The following is a 20,976-nucleotide window of genomic DNA, read 5'->3' as shown; positions in this document are numbered from 1 at the left end:
TTTTTGTATGGCCGAGTGCAGCGCGGAGCCTCCGTGTCAAGGGACCGCCGTCGTGGGTCGGCCGTTAACTGGCGAACAGCCGCCGCTCCGCGCGTTCGTGCTCGGCGGCCAACACATCTACCAGTGGGGCGAACGGCGTCATCTCGTCTATCCCCCGGTCCGCGCTCTCCTCGACTGCGGCTGTGATGACCGGCTGTAGGTCATTCAGTATTCGCTGGGCAGCCGTGTGCCCGAGCGAGAGGAGACGCTGGGCCGCGCCCAGCAATCCGGTGACGAACCCGTGACAGCACAGCAAGCAGGCGTCACGAACAGCCACGCCGGCCAGCGCTGTCACGACGCCGAGGACGACGGCGTAGTTGCCGGGTGTTTCATCGTCGCCGACGCGCTCAGCGTAGCGGTCCAGGAGCGCCTCGTCGCGCAGGTCCGTCTGGAGCGAGAGCAGTCGGTCGCCGGACTGCTTGGCGCTCTCGCGGAACTCCGCGGCCAGCGTCACGGCCGAAAGCCGCTGGTCGGCCCGACAGACCGCTTCGAGATTCCCATCGGTTGCAGCGGCGTGTGCAGCCCGGAGCGCGACGAGTTCGGCAGGTCCGACTTGCCGGCGGAGGTACGTCGACAGGAGCGCTTCGAGGTCCGCCGCGTCGTCGACTCGGTCGTCCTGAATGAACTGCTCCAGTCCGTACGATACGGTGTAGGTCCCGACCGGGAGGAACGAGTCCGCGAGCCGGAACGATTCGAGCGTCGCGGCGTCGCTCATTGGTCGCCCCCATCGATAGTCCGGACGCCGTGGTCGTGGGCGTGGCTGCCGCCGTGACTGTGGCCGCCGCCGTGACTGTGGCCGCCGCCGTCGTGCATGCCGGTACCGTCGCGGTGCGTGTGGTCAACACCTTCATCATCGAACGTTGTCGGCGGAACGTGTTCGTACCGCGTCGGCACGTCTGCGGGCAGCAGTTCGGCGACCGTCGTCTCCATCCGTTCCTTCGAGTCGGTCACGGGGAACAGGGCCTCTCGGTCGCGGACCGCGAGGTTCCAGTGTCTGTTCCCGACTGCGTGACCGAGCTCCAGCGCCGCGGTCGGTGACACCTCGCTGTCGGCGAAATCGAGCACGAGGGCCTCGATCGCGGCGAGTTCGACGACGACGAGGGTGCCGTCCTCGGCTTCCAGCACGTCGCCGTCCGCGAGGTCGCGGGCGACAACGATACCGAGGTCCCGGCCGTCTGTCGTCTCAGTGCGGACTCGCGAGCGCTGGCGTTCAGTGTCCGAGAGCACGACCGTTGCGTGGTCCGACGTAGCGACGGCCCCGGCGGTGGCATCGTCGTTACGGTGACCGAGATAGGTGTCTGCGACCAGCATCAGTACTTCCTCCCGGACGGCGCAGGCGCGTCCACTAACTCCTGTCTGGCGTGGTCCCAGGCCGCGTGGAGCGTCGCCTGGACGGTCTCGGCCCGGTCGCCCAGAGCACGGACCGCGACGCCGGCCCCGTTGGGGAGCGCTGTCGCACCGGCCCGGGCTTCGCCGTCTGTGACGGCCGCATGTAAGGCGTCGCTCAGTTCGGCCTCGTCGCGGTGCGGTGCGAGGACGAATGATGTCCCGTAGACGGTGAACTCGCCGAGAACGCCGGGTGCTGTCGGGTCCCTGTCTCCCGGCGTCAGATGGGTTGCGTCCTCGAACAGGAGCCCGTCAGGCCCGGTCCCGCGCACGCGGGAGAGGTATCGTTCGAACTCGAACCGTTCGCCTCGGGCGAGGCGACCCGGGACGACCACGTCGCTGACAACGGCGGTCGCGCCGGGGGCCAGGTCGACCGTCAGTTCCTGCACGTATCGGGAATCGGCGTGCAGAATCGTCGGCTCGGGCACGTAATCCAGGTGGCCGTCGGTGCCGACGCTGAGGGTCGTGTCGGCGGCGGCGTAGTTACACGTCATCGTCTGGACCTTCGTCGAGCTCTGGGTCGAGACGTGAGCGACGGCTTCCTCTTCAACGGTTATCGACATGTCGTGGCGATCGCCCTGGGCGATGCCGCCGGTCGGCGACTGGACGAAGACAGTGTCGGCGTCGGGATGGGGGTCGTGCCCCAGCGTCCCCGAGACGTGGAACGGGACCGTCGCGTAGTCGTGGACCAGAGTCGTCCCGTCGGCCGTCCGCTCGAAGGTCAGTTCGAGCACGCCGTCTTTCCCCGGCGACCCTACGGCGGCCTGTGGCACGGCCTCGGTCGCATACCCCTCGAACGCCGGGTGGGGCGCGTCGGCGGCCATCAGGCGAACAGCACCCCTTCGCGGACGTGTGACACCACCTCGTCGATGTTCGTCTCGTCCTTGCAGTTGGTGAAGACGACCGGTCCGTCCCGGACCTCGTCGGCGTCTCGCTCCATCACGTCGAGGTCGGCGCCGACGTGAGGCGCGAGATCCGTCTTGTTGACGACGAGTAGGTCACAATCGACGACGCCGGGGCCGCGCTTGCGGGGGATGTCTTCCCCTTCCGCGACCGAGATGACGTACAGCGAGTAGTCGGCGAGTTCGGGGTTGAACGTCGCCGCGAGGTTGTCGCCGCCGCTCTCGACCAGCACCAGGTCCAGTTCCGGGTGGTCGGCCAGGAACGAATCGATCTGTTGGAGGTTCATCGACGGGTCCTCGCGGATGCCCGTATGCGGGCACGCTCCCGTCTCGACGCCGGCGACGAGGTCTTCCGGGACGACCCCGGCAAAGCGTTCGCGCAGCACGTCGGCGTCCTCTTGCGTGAGGATGTCGTTGGCGATGACGCCCACGTCAAGGCCCTGCTCGCGAAGTTCTGGGACGAGCGCGGTCAGCAGTGAGGTCTTTCCGGAGCCGACCGGGCCGCCGATACCGACCGTCGCCACGTCCCGATGTGTGAGACTCATTCGTCTGTCCCCGCTGAGTCTCCGCCATCGGTCGCCGTCTCCCCCTCAGGTGCATCGTCGTCGGCCGACCCGACACTGTCGGAGCGAATCGGGTCGTGAACCGTGACGAGTTTCGTACCGTCGGGGAACACCGGCTCGACCTGAATCATGTCGATCATCTCCGGGACGCCGTCCATCACGTCTTCGCGGCCCAGCAGTTTCGACGCGCCGGAGCGGATCTCGGCGACCGACTGACCGTCCCGGCCGCGCTCGATGCACCAGTCGCTGATGTAGGCGACCGCTTCGGGGTGGTTCAGCGGGACGCCGCGTTCCTTGCGGCGTCGCGCGACCTCTGCTGCGGTAAAGACCGTGAGTCGTTCCTGTTCTTTGGCTGTGAGTTTCATAGCATGTACCGCTGTGCGAGTGGGAGTTCGGAAGACGGTTCGCAGGTGACGTGGTCACCGTCGACCCGGACCTCGAAGGTCTCGGGGTCGACTTCGATGTCGTCGGGGCAATAGTCGTTGTACACCATGTCGTCCTTGCCGGGCGTGCGTGCGCCCTCGATTGGAACGACACGGGAATCGAGCCCGTACTCCTCGCCGACGTTGGCTTCGGCGGCCGTTGGGGAGACGAACGAAAGCGAGAGACCGTGTTTGGCCTTGCCGACCGCGCCGGCCCGTTCGCGCTGGAGAATCGGTTCGCAGGTCATCAGCGACCCGTTGGCCTCGCCCATCTCCGAGTGGACCGGGAAGCCGCCCTTGAACGTCATCGCCGGCTTGACGCCGAAGAACGCAGGGTCCCACAGGCAGATATCGGCGAGCTTGCCGGGTTCAAGCGTTCCGACATGCTTCTCGATGCCTGCGCTGATAGCGGGGTTGACGGTGTACTTCGCGATGTAGCGCTTGATGCGGTGGTTGTCCGCGCCGGTCCCCTCGTCCTCGGGGAGCGGGCCGCGCTGGGACTTCATCTTCGAGGCCGTCTGCCACGTCCGCGGGATGACCTCGGCCATCCGGCCCATCGCCTGGGAGTCGGAGGTCATCATCGAAATCGCGCCCATGTCGTGAAGCACGTCCTCGGCGGCGATGGTCTCCGCGCGAACGCGGGACTCGGCGAAGGCCACGTCCTCCGGCACGTCGGGGTTGAGGTGATGACACACCATTACCATGTCCAGGTGCTCGTCGAACGTGTTGTCGGTGTACGGCATCGACGGGTTCGTCGACGATGGGAGCATGTTCGGCTCGCCGACCATCTCCATGATGTCCGGGGCGTGGCCGCCGCCCGCGCCCTCGATGTGGAACAGGTGCATCGTCCGGCCGTTGACGGCACCGAACGTGTTCTCGACGAAGCCAGCCTCGTTCAGCGTGTCCGTGTGCATACACACCTGCACGTCCTCGTCCTCGGCGACTTCGAGACAGGTGTTGATCGTCTCGGGCGTCGACCCCCAGTCTTCGTGGAGTTTCAGCCCGCAGGCACCGGCCTCGACCTGCTCGCGGAGCGGACCGGGGTCGGAGGCGTTGCCCTTCCCGTAGAAACCGACGTTAACCGGCCACGCTTCGGCGGCCTGCAGGAAGCGCTTGATGTTCTCCGGGCCGGTCGTGGTCGTCGTCGCGCCGCCGCCGTACCCGCCGCCGAGCATCGTCGTGATGCCGCCCGAAAGCGCGTGTTCGTGGAGCTGTGCGGAGTTGAAGTGGATGTGGATGTCGAGGCCGCCAGCGGTGGCAATCTTCCCCTCGGCGGGGTAGACGTCCGTCGACGGGCCGACGACCATGTCGACGCCGTCCATCGTGTCGGGGTTCCCGGCCTTCCCGATGCCGGCGATCTCACCGTTCCGAATTCCGAGGTCGGCGGCGACGATACCGAGTATCGGGTCGATAATCGTCGCATTCGTCAGCACCCAGTCGAGTGCGCCCTCCGCCTGTGTGACGCCGGGGGTCATTCCCAGCCCGTCCCGGAGCGTCTTCCCGCCGCCGAACACCGCCTCGTCGCCGTGGGTCCGCAGGTCGTTCTCGACTTCGGCGAACAGTTCCGTGTCACCCAGGCGGACCTTGTCACCCGTCGTTGGCCCGTACAGCTCGGCGTAGTTCTCGCGGTCGATGTCGCGTGTCATTGGTCGGACTCCGCGTCGCCGCCGTCCGTTGCCGTCTCGCCAGTGTCCCCGAAGCCTGCCGCACGCATGCGCTCGACAGCATCGCTCGTATCGCCGTCGACGCTCCCGTTGACCAGTCCGTTCATCCCGTGGGCGCGGCGCTTCCCGCCGATTTCGACGAGTTCGACTGTCTGCTCGTCGCCGGGTTCGAACCGGACGGCCGTGCCGGCGGGGATGTTCAGCCGCATTCCCATGGCAGCCTCGCGGTCGAACTCTAGGGCTGCGTTGGCCTCGAAGAAGTGGAAATGCGATCCAACCTGCGAGGGCCGGTCGCCGGTGTTACCGACCGTCACTTCGGTCGTCTCGCGACCCTCGTTCAGTGTTACAGTTCCCTCGCCAGGGAGGACCTCACCGGGTACGAGTCCGTCGCTCATCGCGCCACCGCCGGTAGTGTTTCTGACTGTTTGTCTATCATCTGCCCCTCTCTTTGAATACACATACTAAAATGGTTGCTCTCTGCGCAAGTGACGCCTCTATATCGGCAGACGAATTAAATGCTAAAGTTTCTACCGTAGATAAAGGGGACAGACTATCGAACTGTCCTACTTCTCGGAGTCAACACGACTCACGTCCAGTCTGCTGGCAGTGCCGACGATAGGTGGCCCCGGGGCGCGGGCGAGAATATGACGGGCGATTTGGAGGGTCGAGAGCACAAAACTGGCCGACAGCGGCAAGATAAACCGCCGAACCGGAAAAATACCATTATTTTCTATTTTTGCCGTATTGACAACTCCTCTCCCAAAATTGCTGAATAATTCAAATTTTCACGCTAATACTAGTGGCTTCGATGCCTATTCGTCATATCCTTTGACGACCTTATACTCTTCAGACTGTATGGCGGACAATATAAGATAAGAGTGGTAAACCTTATTTTCCCCCTCCCGGACGGCAACACTGTGAGCGAAATCATGGACGAACGTTCGGATATCAAGAGCAAAGAACGAGAGATGGTCAAGAGCTTCGGATATAATGGTTCTAACAACAATCAGAAACTGGCGGTGAAAGCATGAGTCGTCCGTCCGTCAGCCGTCGCCAGTTCCTCGGCGCGAGTGGGGCCGCACTCGTCGCTGGCCTCGCCGGCTGTTCGGCCGGTGAAGGTGGAACTTCGACCGATACCGCGAGCAGCGCCGAGACGCTCAAAATTGGCGTTCTTGAGGACCAGTCCGGGAACTTCGCCCTCGTTGGTGATCCGAAAGCAAAGGCGTCGATGCTCGCTATCGAGGAAATCAACGCCAACGGCGGGATCGACGGAATGCAAATAGAGACGTTCCAGCGTGACCCCCAATCGGACAACCAGCGCTATCAGGAACTCACTCGAACGGCCATCAACGAGGAGAACGTCGACGCGCTGTGGGCCGGCTACTCCTCGGCAACCCGGGAGGCCATACGTCCGATAATCGACCGCAACGAACAGCTGTACTTCTACACCACCCAGTACGAGGGCGGTGTCTGTGACGAGTTCACCTTCGCGGTCGGACCGACCGCCCGGCAGCAACTCGGCATCGTCCTCCCGTATCTAGTCGAGGAGTTCGGTCCGGACATCTACACCATCGCGGCCGACTACAACTTCGGACAGCTTTCGGCCGACTGGGTAAAGGTGCTGGCAAACGAGAACGACGCGAACGTCCTCGGCGAGGAGTTCATCCCGCTCAGCGAATCATCCTTCGGCTCGACGATCAACCGTATTCAGGAGGCGGACCCGGACTTCGTCATGTCGATGCTCGTGGGCGCGAACCACACGTCGTTCTACGAGCAGAAAGCCTCGGCCGGTCTCGACGTGCCAATCGGCACCTCGACGGCGATGGCACAGGGGTACGAGCACCGACGGCTCGACGCCCCGGCGATGGCCAATATCTACGCCGGCGTCAACTACATGGAGGAGGTTCCGACCGACAGCAACACGGGCGACGGCGGCTTCGTCGACCGGTACTTCGAGAAGTACCCCGACGCCCCCTACCTCAACGAGGAGGCCGAGACCAACTACTTCTCGACGTACATGTACAAGAAAGCCGTCGAGCAGGCCGGTACCACCGAACAGCCGGAAGTCATCGACGCCCTGGAGTCGGGGATCGAACTCGGCACCGAGGAGGCACCCGAAGCGCCCGAGGGTGAGACGATCCGCCTCGACGGCGCGACCCACCACGTCGACCACCACATGTGGATTATGCGCGCCGACGAGGAACACAACGTCGAAGCCGTCGAGAACCGGCAGATCCCAGAGACGTTCCTCTCGGAGACGGCCGGCTGTAACCTCCCCGAGAACCCGGAGCAGACCCAGTACACCCCGGTGGACTACTACGAGGAGGCCGAGTAGGGATGGTAAACGGGATCAACCTCGCGCTTCAGTTCCTCGACAGCTTCGCGTTCATCGTGCTCGCCGCGGCGGGGTTGGCCATCATCTTCGGGATCATGGGCGTCATCAATCTGGCACACGGGGAGTTCATCCTCATCGGTGCCTACACGTCCACGTTGTCCGTGACCCACCTCGGGATTCCGCTCGCCGTCGCGATTCCTATCGGCGGTGTCGTCACCGCCCTCTTCGGAATCCTCACAGAGCGGGTAATCATCTCCGGAGCGGTGCCCAACTACGTCAGCCAGCGGACGCTCGACCGGGACATCATCGAACCGCTGTACGACCGGCTGGCCGACTCGATGGTCGCCACGTTCGGGCTCAGCCTGATACTGACCCAGGGCACCCGAATCGCCTTCGGGAACTCCATCGACGGCCTCTCGACGCCCTTCGGTCCCATCGAGTACGGCGCGTTCTCCTACTCCACGTACCGAATCGTGCTGGCTGGGGTCAGCATCGCGCTGTTGGTTGCCACCTACTACCTGTTTACCCGGACCGAGTTCGGCATGCGGGCCCGGGCGACGATACAGGACAAGGAGACCGCACGGGCAATGGGTGTCGATACCGAGCGCATGTACATGCTGACGTTCGGAATCGGGTCGGGACTGGCGGGACTGACGGGTGCACTCTTCGCGCCGGTCATCACGATGCGGCCGACGCTCGGGGACCAGTTCCTCGTCGAGTCGTTCGTCGCCGTCGTCGTCGGTGGCCCGAGCGTCGTCCTCGGGACCGCGCTCTCGGGTGGCGTCCTCGGGGCGATACTGGCCGTGTTCTCGAACCTCTACGGGACGTTCATCGGCCGTATCGCGTTGCTCGTCGCCGCGCTCATCGCGCTCCGGTTCCTCCCCGACGGCATCACTGGGTTTATCGAACAACTACGGAAACGGAGACAGGAGAGCGAGTAAATGTCATCGACAGAACCAACTAGCGCACCGAACAGGTCGCTCCCGGACCGGCTCCGAAGCCGGTTTGAGGGACCGAACACGATCGGGGACTCCCGCGGGTTCTGGGTCGGCTTCGTCGTCGCCGTGGCGGCGCTCGCCGTCTACCCGGTGTTCGGCGACGGCTCGCAGCTGTCGCTGTTCATGGTGCTGGCGCTGCTGGGGCTCTCGCTGTCGGTCGTCTGGGGCTACTCGGGTGTGCTGAGCTTCGGCCAGGTCGTCTTCTTCGGTATCGGGGCCTACACGTTCGGCGTCGTCTCGATCAACTTCGCGACCCCGGGCGGTATCACGGCCGCTGTCGTCGCCGGTATCGTCGGCGGTGGACTCAGCGCGGCGATACTGGGCTACTTCATGTTCTACGGCGGGGTGCGTGACGTCTACGTCACCATCATCACGCTCGTTTCGACGATCGTCATGCACACGTTCATGGCCCAGACCGCGGGGTCCGAGTGGGCTATCGGCGAGGCAGCGCTTGGCGGCTTCAACGGAATGCCAGACATTCCGGTGTTGACCCTTGGCGTTGAGGGGGCCTCCTACCAGTTCATGTACAACCCGTTCCCGATGCGGGTTATCGGTATCGGATCGTTCGAACTCAGCCCGTTCTACTACCTCGTGCTGGTGTTGTTGGTCGGAACGTACCTCGGGCTGCGAGTCCTGGTCAACTCGGACTACGGCCGCGTGATGGTCGCCGTCCGCGAGGACGAGGACCGGACCGAGATGTTCGGATACAACGTGACCCGCATCAAGTTCGTCGTGTTCACCCTCGGGGGCGCGCTGGCGGGCCTGTCCGGCGTGCTGTACGCTGCACGGAACGTCTACATCGACCCGACCGTGTTCTCGCTGCTGTTCGCGACGCTGCCGGTCATCTGGGTGAGTATCGGCGGCCGAAAGAGCCTGCTTGGGGCCGTCGTCGCAACGCTCGCCATCGAATACCTCCGCATCTCGATGGCGGGTGAGCTGGCGCTGGTCTTGCTTGGCACTCTGTTGCTGGTGACGATTCTGGTGCTCCCCGGCGGGTTCGTCCCGTGGGTCCACCAGCAGATTGTCGATGCCCGACTCGGCCCGGGCGAAGCCGGCGGGCCTGATGCTCCTGATGCGTCGAGTGAGGTGAGTGACTAATGAGTGACACTGAAACCGAATCCGACATTGATTCGCTCGGACCGAACGTCCGACAGACCGCCGCGGAGCTGGCAACGGGGGACAGAACTGAAACACTGCTACAGACCGACGGGCTCGTGAAACAGTTCGGCGGGTTCACCGCCACGGACGACGTGGACTTCTCGGTCGCCGAAGGGGAGCTACGCTGTCTCATCGGCCCCAACGGCGCTGGCAAGTCGACGCTGCTGAACCTGATTACCGGCTCGTACGAGGCGACCGCCGGCAGTATCTACTACAACGGCCACGACATCACCGATCTCGACCCACACGAGCGGGTCTCACGCGGTATCAGTATGAAATTCCAGGTCCCATCCGTGTACGGTGCCCTGAGCGTTAGAGAGAACGTCAGGCTCCCCGTCCAGCAGTTCGCCGACGGGGAGGAGCGACGCCGGCTGGTCGCCGAGGCCATTGAGGCCGCGGGGCTCACCGGCTACGAGGACGTCGATGCCGGGCAACTCTCACACGGGCAGCAACAGCAACTGGAAATCGGGATGGCTGCCGCGCTCGAACCCGACTTGCTCCTGCTGGACGAGCCGGTCGCCGGCCTCGACGTGGCCGAACGCGAAGCCATCGCCGAGCGGATCACGCGGCTCAACGAGGAGCAAGGAATCGCCTTCGTCGTCATCGAGCACGACACCGACTTCGTCGCGAGCATCGCCGAAGAAGTGACTGTCCTGCACAACGGCGAGGTGTTCCGCGAAGGGCCGATCGAGGAGATAGAATCCGATCCGGAGGTCCAGCGGATATATCTGGGGGGTGAGTCGTGATGCTCGAACTCGACGATGTTTCCGCCGCCTACGACACGACACCGATACTGCGGGACGTGGACCTCTCCGTCGAGGAAGGGGAAATCGTCGGCGTGATGGGAAAAAACGGCGTCGGCAAGACGACGCTCCTGAAGACGGTGATGGGGCTGCTGGAGCCCAGCGAGGGGACCATCAGCTACGACGGCACCGACGTGACGACCACCTCCGCCGACGAACGCGCACGGGCCGGCATCGGCTACATCCCGCAGGGCCGGGACGTGTTCCCCAAGCTAACCGTCGAGCAGAACATCAAGATGGGCGAGACTATCCGGTCGGACAGCGACGAGACGCTATACGACCAGATATACGACTACTTCCCGGTCCTCGAAGAACGGGCCAGCCAGGAGGCCGGCACGCTCTCGGGCGGGCAACAGCAGATGCTTGCCATCGGCCGGGCACTGGTCTCGAACCCCGACCTGCTCCTGCTTGACGAGCCGAGCGAGGGCATCCAGCCATCTATCGTTGACCAAATCAGCCAGGACATGCAGACAATTAACGAGGACCTCGGAACGACGATTCTGTTCGTCGAGCAGAACCTCGGGGTCATCCGCGAGATGGCCGACCGCTGTTACGCGATGGAGCGTGGGACGGTCGTCGACGAACTCGGTCCGTCGACAATCGCCGACGAGGACGCGATTGCGGAGTACCTCGCGGTCTGAGGCGGATTACGGGGGCATTTTCGCGCCAAGTGGGCGGCGTGCTGGCAGTCGATACGGACTGCTGTGGCATAGCCGGCATACGGGCCCGGCTGTCGGCTAGCTGACGCCTTCATAACCACGGGCAAGCAACCGAATCAACAGGGATTTGAGTACCCACTGTACAGACGTGTACACGAATGTCCGAACGTGACTCATGGATATCGAACCTCGGCTTCGTGCTGGCCGCTGTCGGCGGTGCGGCGGGCCTCGGGAACATCTGGCGGTTCCCGTGGCTGACCGCCGGGAACGGTGGCAGCGCGTTCCTCATCGTCTACCTGCTCGTCGTCGTCGGCATCGGCGTCCCGGGACTGCTCGCTGAGTTCGTCCTCGGCCGCTGTGGCCGGCAGACGCCGACCGCGGCGCTTCGCTCGCTCACCGGCTCCCGCTGGGGGTCGTGGCTGGGCGCGTTCAACGTCCTCACGACACTCGTCATCCTTTCGTTCTACTCTGTCGTCGGCGGGTGGATCCTTCGCTACACGCTGGTCTCGCCGGTCGGGGCGTACTTCGGGCAGCCCCAGCAGTACTTCGGGGCAATGAGCTTCGGCCTCGAAGCGGTCGCCTTTCACCTGCTGTTTCTCGGGAGCGTCGCCGGGATCGTCTTCTTCGGCGTGAGCCACGGTATCGAACGCGTCTCGAAGGTGATGCTGCCCGGCGTCGTGCTAATCCTGGTCGGCCTCGCGGTATGGACGGCCACCCAGCCGGGAACGGCCGCCGGCTACGCGTTCTATCTCAGCTTCGACGCCGAGTATCTCGCCGCCAACTTCCTGAGCGTTATCGGGCCAGCGGCGGGCCAGGCGCTGTTCACGCTCTCGCTCGGCGCTGGAGTCATGCTGACGTACGCCTCGTATCTCGACGACAACGCATCCCTTCCGCGAGACACGCTGGTCATCGCTGTCTCGAACACGTTCATCGGTGTCCTCGCCGGCTTGGTCGTCATTCCGCTGCTGTTTTCCCAGGGTGTCGACCCCGGACAGGGCGGCCCTGGCGCGTTGTTCGTCGCGCTCGCGACGGCGTTTGCGACGCTTCCGGGCGGGGAACTCGTCGCGACGGCGTTTTTCGCGACCGTGTTGATGGCCGCGGTGACCAGCGGTATCAGCCTGCTCGAAACGCCGGTCGCCACGCTCGTCGACAGCTTCGGCGTCCCGCGACGCCGGGCAACGGTGCTGGTCTCGGTCCTGCTTGCGGCCACCGGGAGCGGGCTGGCACTCACGAGCCCGGTGTTCCAGTTCGTCTCCGGCACGCTCGCAGACCTCATGTTGACCGTCGGACTGTTCGCGTTCACCGTCATCGTCGGCTGGCTACTGCGCGGGGAAGCGCTGGCGGAGTTCCGCGCCGGAACCGAAAGCTTCGGGTGGTTAGCCAGGCCGTGGCTCCTGACGGTCAGTTGGGTTCTCCCCGTCGTCGTGCTGTTCTTGCTGACGAACACGCTCGCGTCGCTCGCCGGGATGTCGCTGGGACTCGGCGGCCGAGCGCTTATCGCTGTGGTCGGCACTGTTGCCCTCGCCGTCGCAGTTACGAGCGGAAACTGGAGCGACCGACTGAGTTCGAGCTAAGTACGCCGCGCTTGAATCCGCTGCTATTCTGAGCACGGCACCACCGAGAGGGTTTGTTCGCCGCTTTGGCTTACTGCATATTGTTCGCCAGCGACTCTCGAACGCATCGCAATAATTCCTGAATCCGGTATTGCTGCCATACCCACGGAACTGCATTCTGTCGGTGATCGCGCCGGGTTTTTGTTTGTGCACCCTGTGCATGATCGTATGAAACTTTACGAGGATGTTTCGGTTGGCGACGTACGACAATCCGATGGATACACTGTGTCGAAATCCGAGATCGTAGAATTCGGCGAGAAGTACGACCCGCAACCGTTCCACACCGATGCGGACGCAGCGAAGGACTCCGTCTTCGGCGGGCTAGTCGCTTCCGGGTGGCAGACCGCCGCGATCTGCATGCGTCTCAACGTCGAGAACAGCGAGGATATGGCAACGCAGGCTGGCGTCGGCGTCGACGATCTCCGCTGGCATCAGCCGCTCCAACCCGGTGACACGCTACGACTACGAACCGAAATCATCGACAAGCGACCCTCCGACAGCGACCCGAGTCGTGGGTACATCACCACCCGGCACGAAGGACTGAATCAGGACGACGAACTGGTTATTTCATACGAGGCGACAGCCATGATCCGCCGCGAGACCGACGCGTGACGACATAGCCAAGCTGTGGGATACGTGCCAGTAACGTGGAGACCGCTCGTTTTTAGCCGTGTTCTGGCCCACAGCATCGCAGCATCGCTCATGCCGGAACAATCCGAGACAGCCTGCGAGATTGACACGTACGCATTCAGGTGTTGACGTGTATTCGAGTCTTAGTCACAAACCACTGAGAGAGGAGGCGTGGATAGTGTGAGCGGATAGTTCGGGAAGCGACTTCTCCGGTTTCCATTTGACCGGCGTGGGGAATCACCAGACGTCCCTTGATCTCACGGTGTCAGAGGGGGACGTATCAACATTGATAATTCTCCCACTAAAATAAGTCGGGCCGTAGTAATCTAGCTAAGTGGTACCAGTACATCGTGTTCCAGTTCACTCCCATTGCACTACCGCTGCTCTTGACAACGGTCATGACTGCTCTGACTGCTGTCCTCATCTGGACTAGAGTACTTAATACGTCATCGGGTCGGCGGCCTGCAAACCAAGCACAGTTCCTGACGCTGGTCTGCATTACGGTCTGGTCGGCCGGGCAGGTCGTTGCCGTGGTCACCACCACGCACGATCTGATTCTATTTGGAAACAAAATCACATTTATCGCTACCCTTTGGACGGCCGTCGCGTGGTTTTTCTTCGCTCTTTATTACACCGGGCGGGACGAGTGGATTACACGACATCGGGTAGGTTTGCTGTTAGTTACCCCCTTACTCGGGACACTGGGATATCTCACGAACGATGCAACTGGGTTGTTCTTGATAGAGCCGACGCTGACAGATATCGGTTCTCGAACTGTGCTGGAGTTCGGATGGGGGATCGGAACGTGGCTCGGTGCCGTCCACAACTGGACACTCGCCGTAATCGGCAGTTGGTTCCTGCTGGGAAAGTTCCGTTCGTCACGGAATATCTACCGGAAGATCACGCTCATGAATTTGGTGGGTGCGTTTGTGTTGAACGCCGGGCCGTTCCTGTCGCTCACCGGTTTGAGTCCATTCCGGTATTTTACCCTCAGCGTCGTTGGATTTCTGGTCATCGCGGCCCTGAGTGCATTAACAGTCGGGAGCTACCGTCGATTACAGTACATACCGGTTGAACGGATCTTATCGCTCTTCTCACATCGATGGAACGACCTAACGCCGATGGCCCGCAACGCCGTTATCCAGACCATGCAAAGTGGTGTGGTCGTAGTGGATCGGAAAAACAGAATCGTCGACGTCAATCCGATGGGCAAGCGTATACTCGGTGCACAGAACAAGCGTATCGTTGGCGAGCAACTCACTGACGTTGTGTCTCCAAGTGTGTTTGCGTCATCGGACACGTCTTTTCTTGACCCATCGATGACGGCGGGTGAATTTAATGATGTCTGGGTGGAGACCCCGGAGGGTGAGAACCGCTGCTTCGATGCGCAGATAACAAGCCTCGGCAGCGACGACGATCCTATCGGCCGGACCGCCCTCATCAAGGATGTCACTGATCGGGAGTTGCGAAAAAAACAACTAGAGCATCGGACCAGAGAGCTTGAGCGGCAGAACGAGCAACTCCAACAGTTCGCTGGAATAGTCTCACACGACCTGCGGAACCCACTGACTGTCGCCAGCGGACACATCCAAATCGTCAAAGAGACAGGTGATGAATCGGCCCTCGACGAGGCTGAGCACGCCCTCAACCGAATGGAAGCAATCATTGAGGATATGTTGACCCTGGCGAAGCAGGGACGCTCGATCGGTGAAACGGAAACCGTGACCCTCTCGTCAATTGCCCAGCAGGCTTGGGAAAACGTCGATACGCAGGACATCTCCCTCGAGATTACTGGTGAGTACGAGTTCGAAGCTGACTCGGATCGGTTGCTAAATCTCTTCGAAAACTTGTATCGCAACGCACGGGAGCACGCGGGCCCGAACGTGACACTCACCGTTGGAGAGATGGATGATGGCTTCTTCGTCGCCGACGACGGGGTCGGTATTCCGGAAGACAAACGTGAGAGTGTCTTCAACCACGGTATTACCACTTCTGACTCGGGGACCGGATTTGGCCTGTCGATTGTCAACCAAATCGTCGACGCCCACGGCTGGGACGTGAGTGTGACCGAGTCTACCGACGGTGGTGCCAAGTTCGAATTCACCGGTGTTGCACAGTCTGACTTCGGCTATCGCTACCCGTGACGGAGTGTGAATCGACTGCTGCCGTATGAGTTCACAGGCAGTACGAGGCGGAGGCCCCGTCCCTTGTGGTCGGGGAGGAAGCCGACACCTGATGACACAAAGAACGCTACAATGTCTATCAGGCCCTCTGACGTATAATATGTATTTTCATGAGTACAGGTATATGCTGATACTCGATCCACTGCTGGCACTGGCTGAAATACAATCCGGCTAGTGCTAGCTCAAGAATACTTCCGAAAACACACGCTTATTTTCCCGGTGTGTTACTGATACTGTCGGCTGTACGTCTGTAAGGAATTTCGCCACCGGGGAGAATATCTTACAATAGCTATAGAAAACAGTATGAGAGCGGTTTCGCCCCGTTGTCCGGGGTACAGCAGGCTGTGCAATCGTTTCGTTCATATGCTATTAGCAATCACCTCGGATAATGCCCTTCACCAGACGGGTTCTCTACGGGGAGAATAGCCGTCGGACAGAACTCCTCAGCACCATCGTCTCGAATTCTCTCCCGGTTGTCGGTGTCGGGTTGTTTGACTGGAATGCGGCTGCGTTGCTGTTTCTCTATTGGTTTGAGCTTGGTGTCGACTCGGTCTGGGCACTCGTTCGGGCAGTGTTCGCTGGTCGCCCACCGGATATTGAGACCAGCGCCTTGCTTATGGGACCGCTGGCGGACCGACAGTTTGCCCTCTCCGTCCCGCGAACCGATTTGCGAATATATCTCACGACGCTACTCGCGCTCCCAATTACCGTTCTAATCCTGGCAGTCGTTTGGTTGTTTACCGGGGCCCTGCTCATCGGTCCACTGCCGGAACCCAGCACAGAGACGGTAACTGGTGTGCTGCTGGCAACTGTCGGGATTTTCGTTCTGACGGGGGTCTCGACAGCACGGAATTACTTCTACAACGGGGAGTATCGGAAACACAACTCGACGACGGCGTTTCGTGGACTGTTCCCTCGGATAGTAACCGTCTTTCTCGGCGGCATCCTCACGCTGGCACTGATAACAGCAGCTACGGAGGGGCCTGAAGCAGAACTCGGCAGTCTTGACCCGACTGTCGTCGGACTACCACTGGTACTCATGGTCGTCTGTTTCAAATTCACGTCCGACCTCCTGGGCGTCTACAGCGACCGTCTTGCCGTCTATTTCAAATCATACGATGAGGAACACGGCTGGCAAACGGCCCCGCCGAAGGCACGATCTATCGACGGGACGCTCACTGATGCACCTGAGCGGGTTCGTCCGGTTCGCTGGGGACGGGTCATCGGCGGCCTCCTCCGGCTCCCGTATCACCCAGGAAGCCTGTTTCTCGGTGGCATGGGGCTGCTCGTTGCGGTCCTGTTTGCAATTGGCAGTGCGTGGGACATCGTCGCCGTGATCGTTCTCGCAAGCGTTAGCATCCTGGCTCTCCTGCTGTGTCTCGATCAGCTATTGCGATACGGGACGATCGAATACCGGATTGACCCTGATGCTGGTGCGCTCGTCGCATATGACCGTCTGTTCGGCACGGCACTCTGGCGCATCGAGTCGCGGGAGGAAAGTGGCCTCCGCCTCGAGCAGACGCCGCTCGATTCGCTGCTCGGAACAGAGACGGTTACTATCGAACACGCAGACGGGGAGTACATACTACCACATCTACCCGATGCCGCCTCGGTCATCGCGGTGTTTGACCGACAGCCCGAGCGTTCAGAACCGATAATCCCCGGTCGGGCTGGGTTACTTGGGTGAATCGGCTACTCGTTGTCTGGAACAGGTCGCCGTCGGCCCCGTTATCTATCCTCGGAGACGGCGCTGTCGGTCCACAGGTCATAGCCGACGACAAGCGCCATGCCACTCGTCGGGATAATCACCAGCAGCCTGCCAACGGGTGAGAAGTCGATACCTGCCATCGAGAGACCGATGTACGCAACAGCGAGTACTGGTGGGACAGTGAGGGCGGCACCGAGTCGAGTCCTTTCCGACCGGAGGTAGCCAGCGCCCCAGCCGACGAGTCCTAGGATCACGAGCGGGATCGCGAGCGCCCAGATGAGGAAGGCGGTGAGTTCTCTCCCGATATCGTTTGTGCCGGCTGTGGTGAACAACAGCGTGCCAAGCAAACAGGCTCCAGCGCCAAAGAGAGCGCCGAGTGCGAACGCGCGCTGCAAGCGAGACATCGACGCGCTGTCTCGCCTGAGTACTGTGCCCATTCCGACTACCAGCAGCGCGTTCGCGCTTATGACGAGTCCCGGTCTGAGCGTCCGTTGTACCCAAATTGCGCTAAACGGCGGTGGGTTGAACACATACGAATCACCCGGCCGCGGTGTCGGCCAGAGTTCCAGCGGCACTGCGGTGACGAGCAGACAGACTGCACTCAAACCGAGAATCGGACCGGCGAGCCGATATGAGCGACGCCACATAGCAGGTCACTCACCTCCGAGGGCCACGACGGTTCCGTCCGGCGACACGCTCACGATTCCGCCATCGAGTACCGCCAGTGAGACAGCCTGATACTCGGCCGGATACTGCCATACTGCCTCGCCCAGGCGCGTGGTGAACGCGGTGAGGCCATCATCACTCTGGAACGTGAACACAGCGTCGTCAGCCGCGGCAGTCACCGCACCACCGATATTGATTTCCGAGCACCACCGGGGAACCGGTGGCCCGTTTTCGACGCGGTCGAAGGCGAACGTCGCGCTGGATGACTCACCGGGGCGCTCGATTGCGTACACGCTATCGGGCGTCACGACCGGAAATTCGAGTGACCGTCTGTCGTCGAGACGCCACTGCTCGGTCCCGTCGGTGAGTGACCGGCCTATCAGGTCGCCGTACGTGCCGCTCACATAGACGGTCCCGTCAGAGACGACGGGGTATCCCGAAGGTCGGTCCGAGTGTTCCCACTGGACCTCGCCGGCTGCGGCATCCACTGCCGTTATCTTCTCACCGGCGATGACGACGGTACTGTCGGCCACGGCCAGCCTCGTCCCGTCGGCGGTCGCCGTCCACTGCTGGCGTCCGTCGTCGGTCGCAAATCTCGCTACCCCGTCAGTCGTGGGAACGAACAGGGCGTCATCAGTCACCGTCGGAACGCCTGCCCCGACTGTGTCGGTGTTTCGCCACGCGACGGATCCATCTCCAATCTCAAGCGCGGTGACACTGTCTGCTGTAGCGAGAAAGACGCGATTGTTGGATATTACCGGCGGCGCTGGTTCGTCTCCAAGGTCGACCACTGACGGGACTGTCGCCGGTGTGAGATCGCGCCGCCACTGTTCTGTACCGTCACGGAGCGATAGGGCGACGACACCGGTCGCCGTCGTTAGCACGACAGTTCCGTCGGCGACAACCCCCGCGCTTGCACCGGTGGTTTCACCGTCACCAGACGATGTTGAAACATCTGCGTGCCATCTGACCGACGGCGTCGTGGTTTCCATCCCGACTGGCGCATAGCCCGTGTTCGTCGCGTCGAACCGCGGCAACGGCCACGAGCCGTCGGGCACTGTTTCGAAGCCGGCGCTGTCGATACCCGGTTCGACTGTATGCGATGGGTCTGGTGCGCCGTCGTCAGGGCACGACGACGAACAGCCAGCGATGCTGGCGACTGATCCGGTGGCGACCATTCCGAGGAATGTCCGCCGCGACCTGGAGGGCATCGACTGCTCGTTCCAATAGCTCGATAAAAAATGTTATTACAATATCGCAATCTGCAGGAATCCCAACCTTCGGTTGTCCGGAAGACTCACACACATTCTGAGCAACAGTGTGGGAGACTCCCTCTCTCCTATTATTCGAGGCTCACTTCCCGGGAAAATCCAGCAAAACTTAGTAAATCACTCCCAATAGCGGTTCTATGGCCGAAACGACACTCGCCACAATCGACGAACTGCTGGAGGGCGCTTTCGACGACGTGGACGACCCCGAAGTCCGATACAAACTCAGAAGTGCGCGACAGCTTCTGCAAGTAGTGCAACAGCGACAGGATATCGTGGACGAAGCCATCGATACTGCCGTCGAAGACGAAGAGATCCTGAAAAACCTCCGCGACCTCGGCTACACCGAGTGATGCGCTCCTCCTACCGTTGGCACAGAACAAGCCTTTTGTCTCTCTCAACCAAGTCACCGGTATGACAGACGACACTGCCGAGCAGCTTAGAGCGGAATTAGAGGCGGTTTTCACCAGCGCAGAGTACCCTGTCGAGGAACCGATGGAACTGGTACCAGTTCTGCCGGACGGCCCGAGTACGACATTCGAAGCAGGGGATGTCCGCATCGGGGTGATGGATTTTGGCACAGAATACGCCGAGTATCAGGACTATCCTTACGAGACGGCTGCGGCCCTTATCGACGATCTGATGGCCGGCTTTCGGAAAGAAGGGCTGTTCGACTGAGCGGGATTTTCCTCACACCGCTTGACTGCGTGATGGGTATTCGCTACTTAGCAGTAGCTAACGAAGTCGTGTCGACAACAGCTACAACAGTATTCGCGGTGGGGCTGTCTCAGGTCTCTGCGTCGTACCCCGCGTCCTCCACAGCGGCGATGAGTTGTTCTGTGCTGACGTCGCCGTCGACAGACACTTGTTCGGCGTCTTTGTCGGCTTCAGCGCCTTGGACACCAGCGAGCGCCTCGATGGCCTCCTCGACGGTCTGCTCACAGTGACCACAACTCATCCCTTCGACGGTCAACGTCGTAGACATAGCAGTTTTGACGAAGGATGCGCAGAACTTCTGAGTTGCGACTTACCCGCCAGAACAGCACCTAATAATGACATCTGAATGAATATAGTTAAATTCAACAATTCATTACATAGTACTTCTATATTAGATTGTTACCAATACTTGGCTCTGTGCTCAACACAAGGGAGTATCGAACCCTTTCGGATTCACGCCCAGCGGCGCTCGGCCAGTCACGCCGATAACGGAACTACTCTCAGCATCCGGTTCTGACCGCGCTACAGTAAGTACCGCCGAGGCGTGTCCGTGGCTCGCACAGCCGATTGGCAGCGGGTCTAGTCCAAGAGCGACGCGGCTGCTGGAACTTTTAAGCGACGGGTGATGGGATTGTCCTGGCCTGCTCAAGTCGCACCACGGTCCGTCGAGCCCGTAACAATCGCTACCGCTGGAGAACTGCTTGCGGCCAGTGTGTGACTACAAACTCTCCTAGTCCGACTCGGAAATGTCAACAGTGAGTACCGGAACGGACGACTTCGTGACGACTTTCTGCGCTGTACTCCCGAGCATGTTCTTTTCGTACTTGTCTGCCTGCGTTCCCATCGTAATCAGGTCGATGTCGGCGTCAGCAACGTACGATACGATGCGGTCTGCTGGTTTGCCCCGCTTGATAGCTGTCGAGACCTCGATTCCTTCCTGTTCCAGCGTGTCTCGGACGACCGACGTGGCCTCTTCGCCCTCCGTTCGCAGGTTCTCTAGCACCTCGTCCTGCATCTCGTCATCCATCGACAGGAACGCTCGGTCGTCGACGACATACAGCGCGTGGACGGTGACATCCCGCCCGTCGGCAATGTCGATTGTGTGTTCCAGTACCTGCTCCATTGACGCACTCCCATCCGTTGGAACGAGAATATCGCTATACATCGTTCGTACAAATCAAGTTGTCACAAACATCCCTTTCGATTCTGTTCAGGCATCGCAAACACGGTAGCCGTACCACGATTGTGGCGGACGGTGCTCG

The 20,976-nt window shown here is 61.4% G+C and carries 22 protein-coding genes; 11 read left to right on the top strand and 11 right to left on the bottom strand.

What is annotated here, in order from left to right:
• Positions 1–64 precede the first annotated feature (64 nt).
• Genes VI234_RS12025 through VI234_RS11995 form a run of 7 tightly spaced genes read right to left on the bottom strand, consistent with a single transcriptional unit; the run spans position 65 to position 5,371 of the window.
• Complete coding sequence (locus VI234_RS12025) at positions 65–754, bottom strand: urease accessory protein UreF (RefSeq protein ID WP_336330134.1); 690 nt, start codon at positions 752–754, stop codon at positions 65–67.
• The gene (locus VI234_RS12020; protein ID WP_336330133.1) at positions 751–1,350 is read right to left on the bottom strand and encodes an urease accessory protein UreE; all 600 of its coding nucleotides are present in this window, start codon (positions 1,348–1,350) and stop codon (positions 751–753) included. Before VI234_RS12020 ends, VI234_RS12025 begins: the two co-directional genes overlap by 4 nt.
• On the bottom strand, positions 1,350–2,249 hold the full coding sequence (locus tag VI234_RS12015; RefSeq protein WP_336330132.1) for an urease accessory protein UreD: 900 nt from the start codon (positions 2,247–2,249) through the stop codon (positions 1,350–1,352). Before VI234_RS12015 ends, VI234_RS12020 begins: the two co-directional genes overlap by 1 nt.
• Complete coding sequence (gene ureG, locus VI234_RS12010) at positions 2,249–2,872, bottom strand: urease accessory protein UreG (protein WP_008311839.1); 624 nt, start codon at positions 2,870–2,872, stop codon at positions 2,249–2,251. The genes VI234_RS12015 and ureG overlap by 1 nt, the downstream gene beginning before the upstream one ends.
• A complete protein-coding gene (locus VI234_RS12005) occupies positions 2,869–3,255 on the bottom strand; it encodes an urease subunit gamma (RefSeq protein ID WP_008311841.1) in 387 nt (128 codons plus the stop codon). Before VI234_RS12005 ends, ureG begins: the two co-directional genes overlap by 4 nt.
• A complete protein-coding gene (gene ureC / locus VI234_RS12000) occupies positions 3,252–4,958 on the bottom strand; it encodes an urease subunit alpha (protein WP_336330131.1) in 1,707 nt (568 codons plus the stop codon). The genes VI234_RS12005 and ureC overlap by 4 nt, the downstream gene beginning before the upstream one ends.
• On the bottom strand, positions 4,955–5,371 hold the full coding sequence (locus tag VI234_RS11995; RefSeq protein ID WP_008311844.1) for an urease subunit beta: 417 nt from the start codon (positions 5,369–5,371) through the stop codon (positions 4,955–4,957). Before VI234_RS11995 ends, ureC begins: the two co-directional genes overlap by 4 nt.
• A 632-nt stretch (positions 5,372–6,003) precedes the next feature.
• Here VI234_RS11995 and VI234_RS11990 point away from each other — a divergent pair.
• The 9 genes from VI234_RS11990 (at position 6,004) to VI234_RS11950 (ending at position 17,042) form a co-directional block, all read left to right on the top strand.
• A complete protein-coding gene (locus VI234_RS11990) occupies positions 6,004–7,311 on the top strand; it encodes an urea ABC transporter substrate-binding protein (protein WP_008311846.1) in 1,308 nt (435 codons plus the stop codon).
• Positions 7,312–7,313: 2 nt separating this feature from the next.
• On the top strand, positions 7,314–8,252 hold the full coding sequence (urtB, locus tag VI234_RS11985) for an urea ABC transporter, permease protein UrtB (RefSeq protein ID WP_336330130.1): 939 nt from the start codon (positions 7,314–7,316) through the stop codon (positions 8,250–8,252).
• Positions 8,253–9,407: an urea ABC transporter, permease protein UrtC gene (gene urtC / locus VI234_RS11980; RefSeq protein WP_336330129.1), complete on the top strand. Its 1,155-nt coding sequence runs from the start codon at positions 8,253–8,255 to the stop codon at positions 9,405–9,407.
• Complete coding sequence (locus VI234_RS11975; protein WP_008311851.1) at positions 9,407–10,213, top strand: ABC transporter ATP-binding protein; 807 nt, start codon at positions 9,407–9,409, stop codon at positions 10,211–10,213. The genes urtC and VI234_RS11975 overlap by 1 nt, the downstream gene beginning before the upstream one ends.
• Positions 10,213–10,911 carry an ABC transporter ATP-binding protein gene (locus VI234_RS11970; RefSeq protein WP_336330128.1) on the top strand — a complete coding sequence of 233 codons (699 nt, stop codon included), beginning with the start codon at positions 10,213–10,215 and terminating at the stop codon, positions 10,909–10,911. The genes VI234_RS11975 and VI234_RS11970 overlap by 1 nt, the downstream gene beginning before the upstream one ends.
• 176 nt (positions 10,912–11,087) lie before the next feature.
• Positions 11,088–12,503, top strand: a complete 1,416-nt coding sequence (locus VI234_RS11965) for a sodium-dependent transporter (protein ID WP_008311855.1) — start codon at positions 11,088–11,090, stop codon at positions 12,501–12,503.
• Between the two features lie 207 nt (positions 12,504–12,710).
• The gene (locus VI234_RS11960) at positions 12,711–13,154 is read left to right on the top strand and encodes a MaoC family dehydratase (RefSeq protein WP_008311856.1); all 444 of its coding nucleotides are present in this window, start codon (positions 12,711–12,713) and stop codon (positions 13,152–13,154) included.
• Positions 13,155–13,522: 368 nt separating this feature from the next.
• The gene (locus tag VI234_RS11955) at positions 13,523–15,316 is read left to right on the top strand and encodes a sensor histidine kinase (RefSeq protein WP_336330127.1); all 1,794 of its coding nucleotides are present in this window, start codon (positions 13,523–13,525) and stop codon (positions 15,314–15,316) included.
• A 427-nt stretch (positions 15,317–15,743) separates the two neighbouring features.
• Positions 15,744–17,042, top strand: a complete 1,299-nt coding sequence (locus VI234_RS11950; protein WP_336330126.1) for a DUF6498-containing protein — start codon at positions 15,744–15,746, stop codon at positions 17,040–17,042.
• Between the two features lie 41 nt (positions 17,043–17,083).
• On the opposite strand, the gene VI234_RS11945 is transcribed toward VI234_RS11950, so the two are convergent.
• Positions 17,084–17,710 (bottom strand): hypothetical protein, encoded by a 627-nt coding sequence (locus tag VI234_RS11945; RefSeq protein ID WP_336330125.1) that lies wholly within the window; start codon positions 17,708–17,710, stop codon positions 17,084–17,086.
• Between the two features lie 6 nt (positions 17,711–17,716).
• Positions 17,717–18,907: an outer membrane protein assembly factor BamB family protein gene (locus tag VI234_RS11940; RefSeq protein ID WP_008311861.1), complete on the bottom strand. Its 1,191-nt coding sequence runs from the start codon at positions 18,905–18,907 to the stop codon at positions 17,717–17,719.
• A 230-nt stretch (positions 18,908–19,137) separates the two neighbouring features.
• Between VI234_RS11940 and VI234_RS11935 the strand changes: the two genes are divergently transcribed.
• Together VI234_RS11935 and VI234_RS11930 are read left to right on the top strand one after the other, a co-directional pair.
• Complete coding sequence (locus VI234_RS11935; protein WP_008311863.1) at positions 19,138–19,350, top strand: hypothetical protein; 213 nt, start codon at positions 19,138–19,140, stop codon at positions 19,348–19,350.
• A gap of 61 nt (positions 19,351–19,411) precedes the next feature.
• On the top strand, positions 19,412–19,675 hold the full coding sequence (locus tag VI234_RS11930) for an MTH865 family protein (RefSeq protein ID WP_008311865.1): 264 nt from the start codon (positions 19,412–19,414) through the stop codon (positions 19,673–19,675).
• Positions 19,676–19,784: 109 nt separating this feature from the next.
• On the opposite strand, the gene VI234_RS11925 is transcribed toward VI234_RS11930, so the two are convergent.
• The gene (locus VI234_RS11925) at positions 19,785–19,982 is read right to left on the bottom strand and encodes a heavy-metal-associated domain-containing protein (protein ID WP_008311867.1); all 198 of its coding nucleotides are present in this window, start codon (positions 19,980–19,982) and stop codon (positions 19,785–19,787) included.
• Positions 19,983–20,444: 462 nt separating this feature from the next.
• Positions 20,445–20,879, bottom strand: coding sequence for a universal stress protein (locus tag VI234_RS11920; protein ID WP_336330124.1), 435 nt, complete (start codon positions 20,877–20,879; stop codon positions 20,445–20,447).
• Positions 20,880–20,976 lie beyond the last annotated feature (97 nt).

The organism is Haloarcula sp. CGMCC 1.2071, from assembly GCF_037078445.1.
GTDB lineage: Archaea > Halobacteriota > Halobacteria > Halobacteriales > Haloarculaceae > Haloarcula > Haloarcula amylolytica.
Note: the sequence above shows the minus strand (reverse complement) of the source record. Positions and strands in the feature narration are given on the sequence as shown.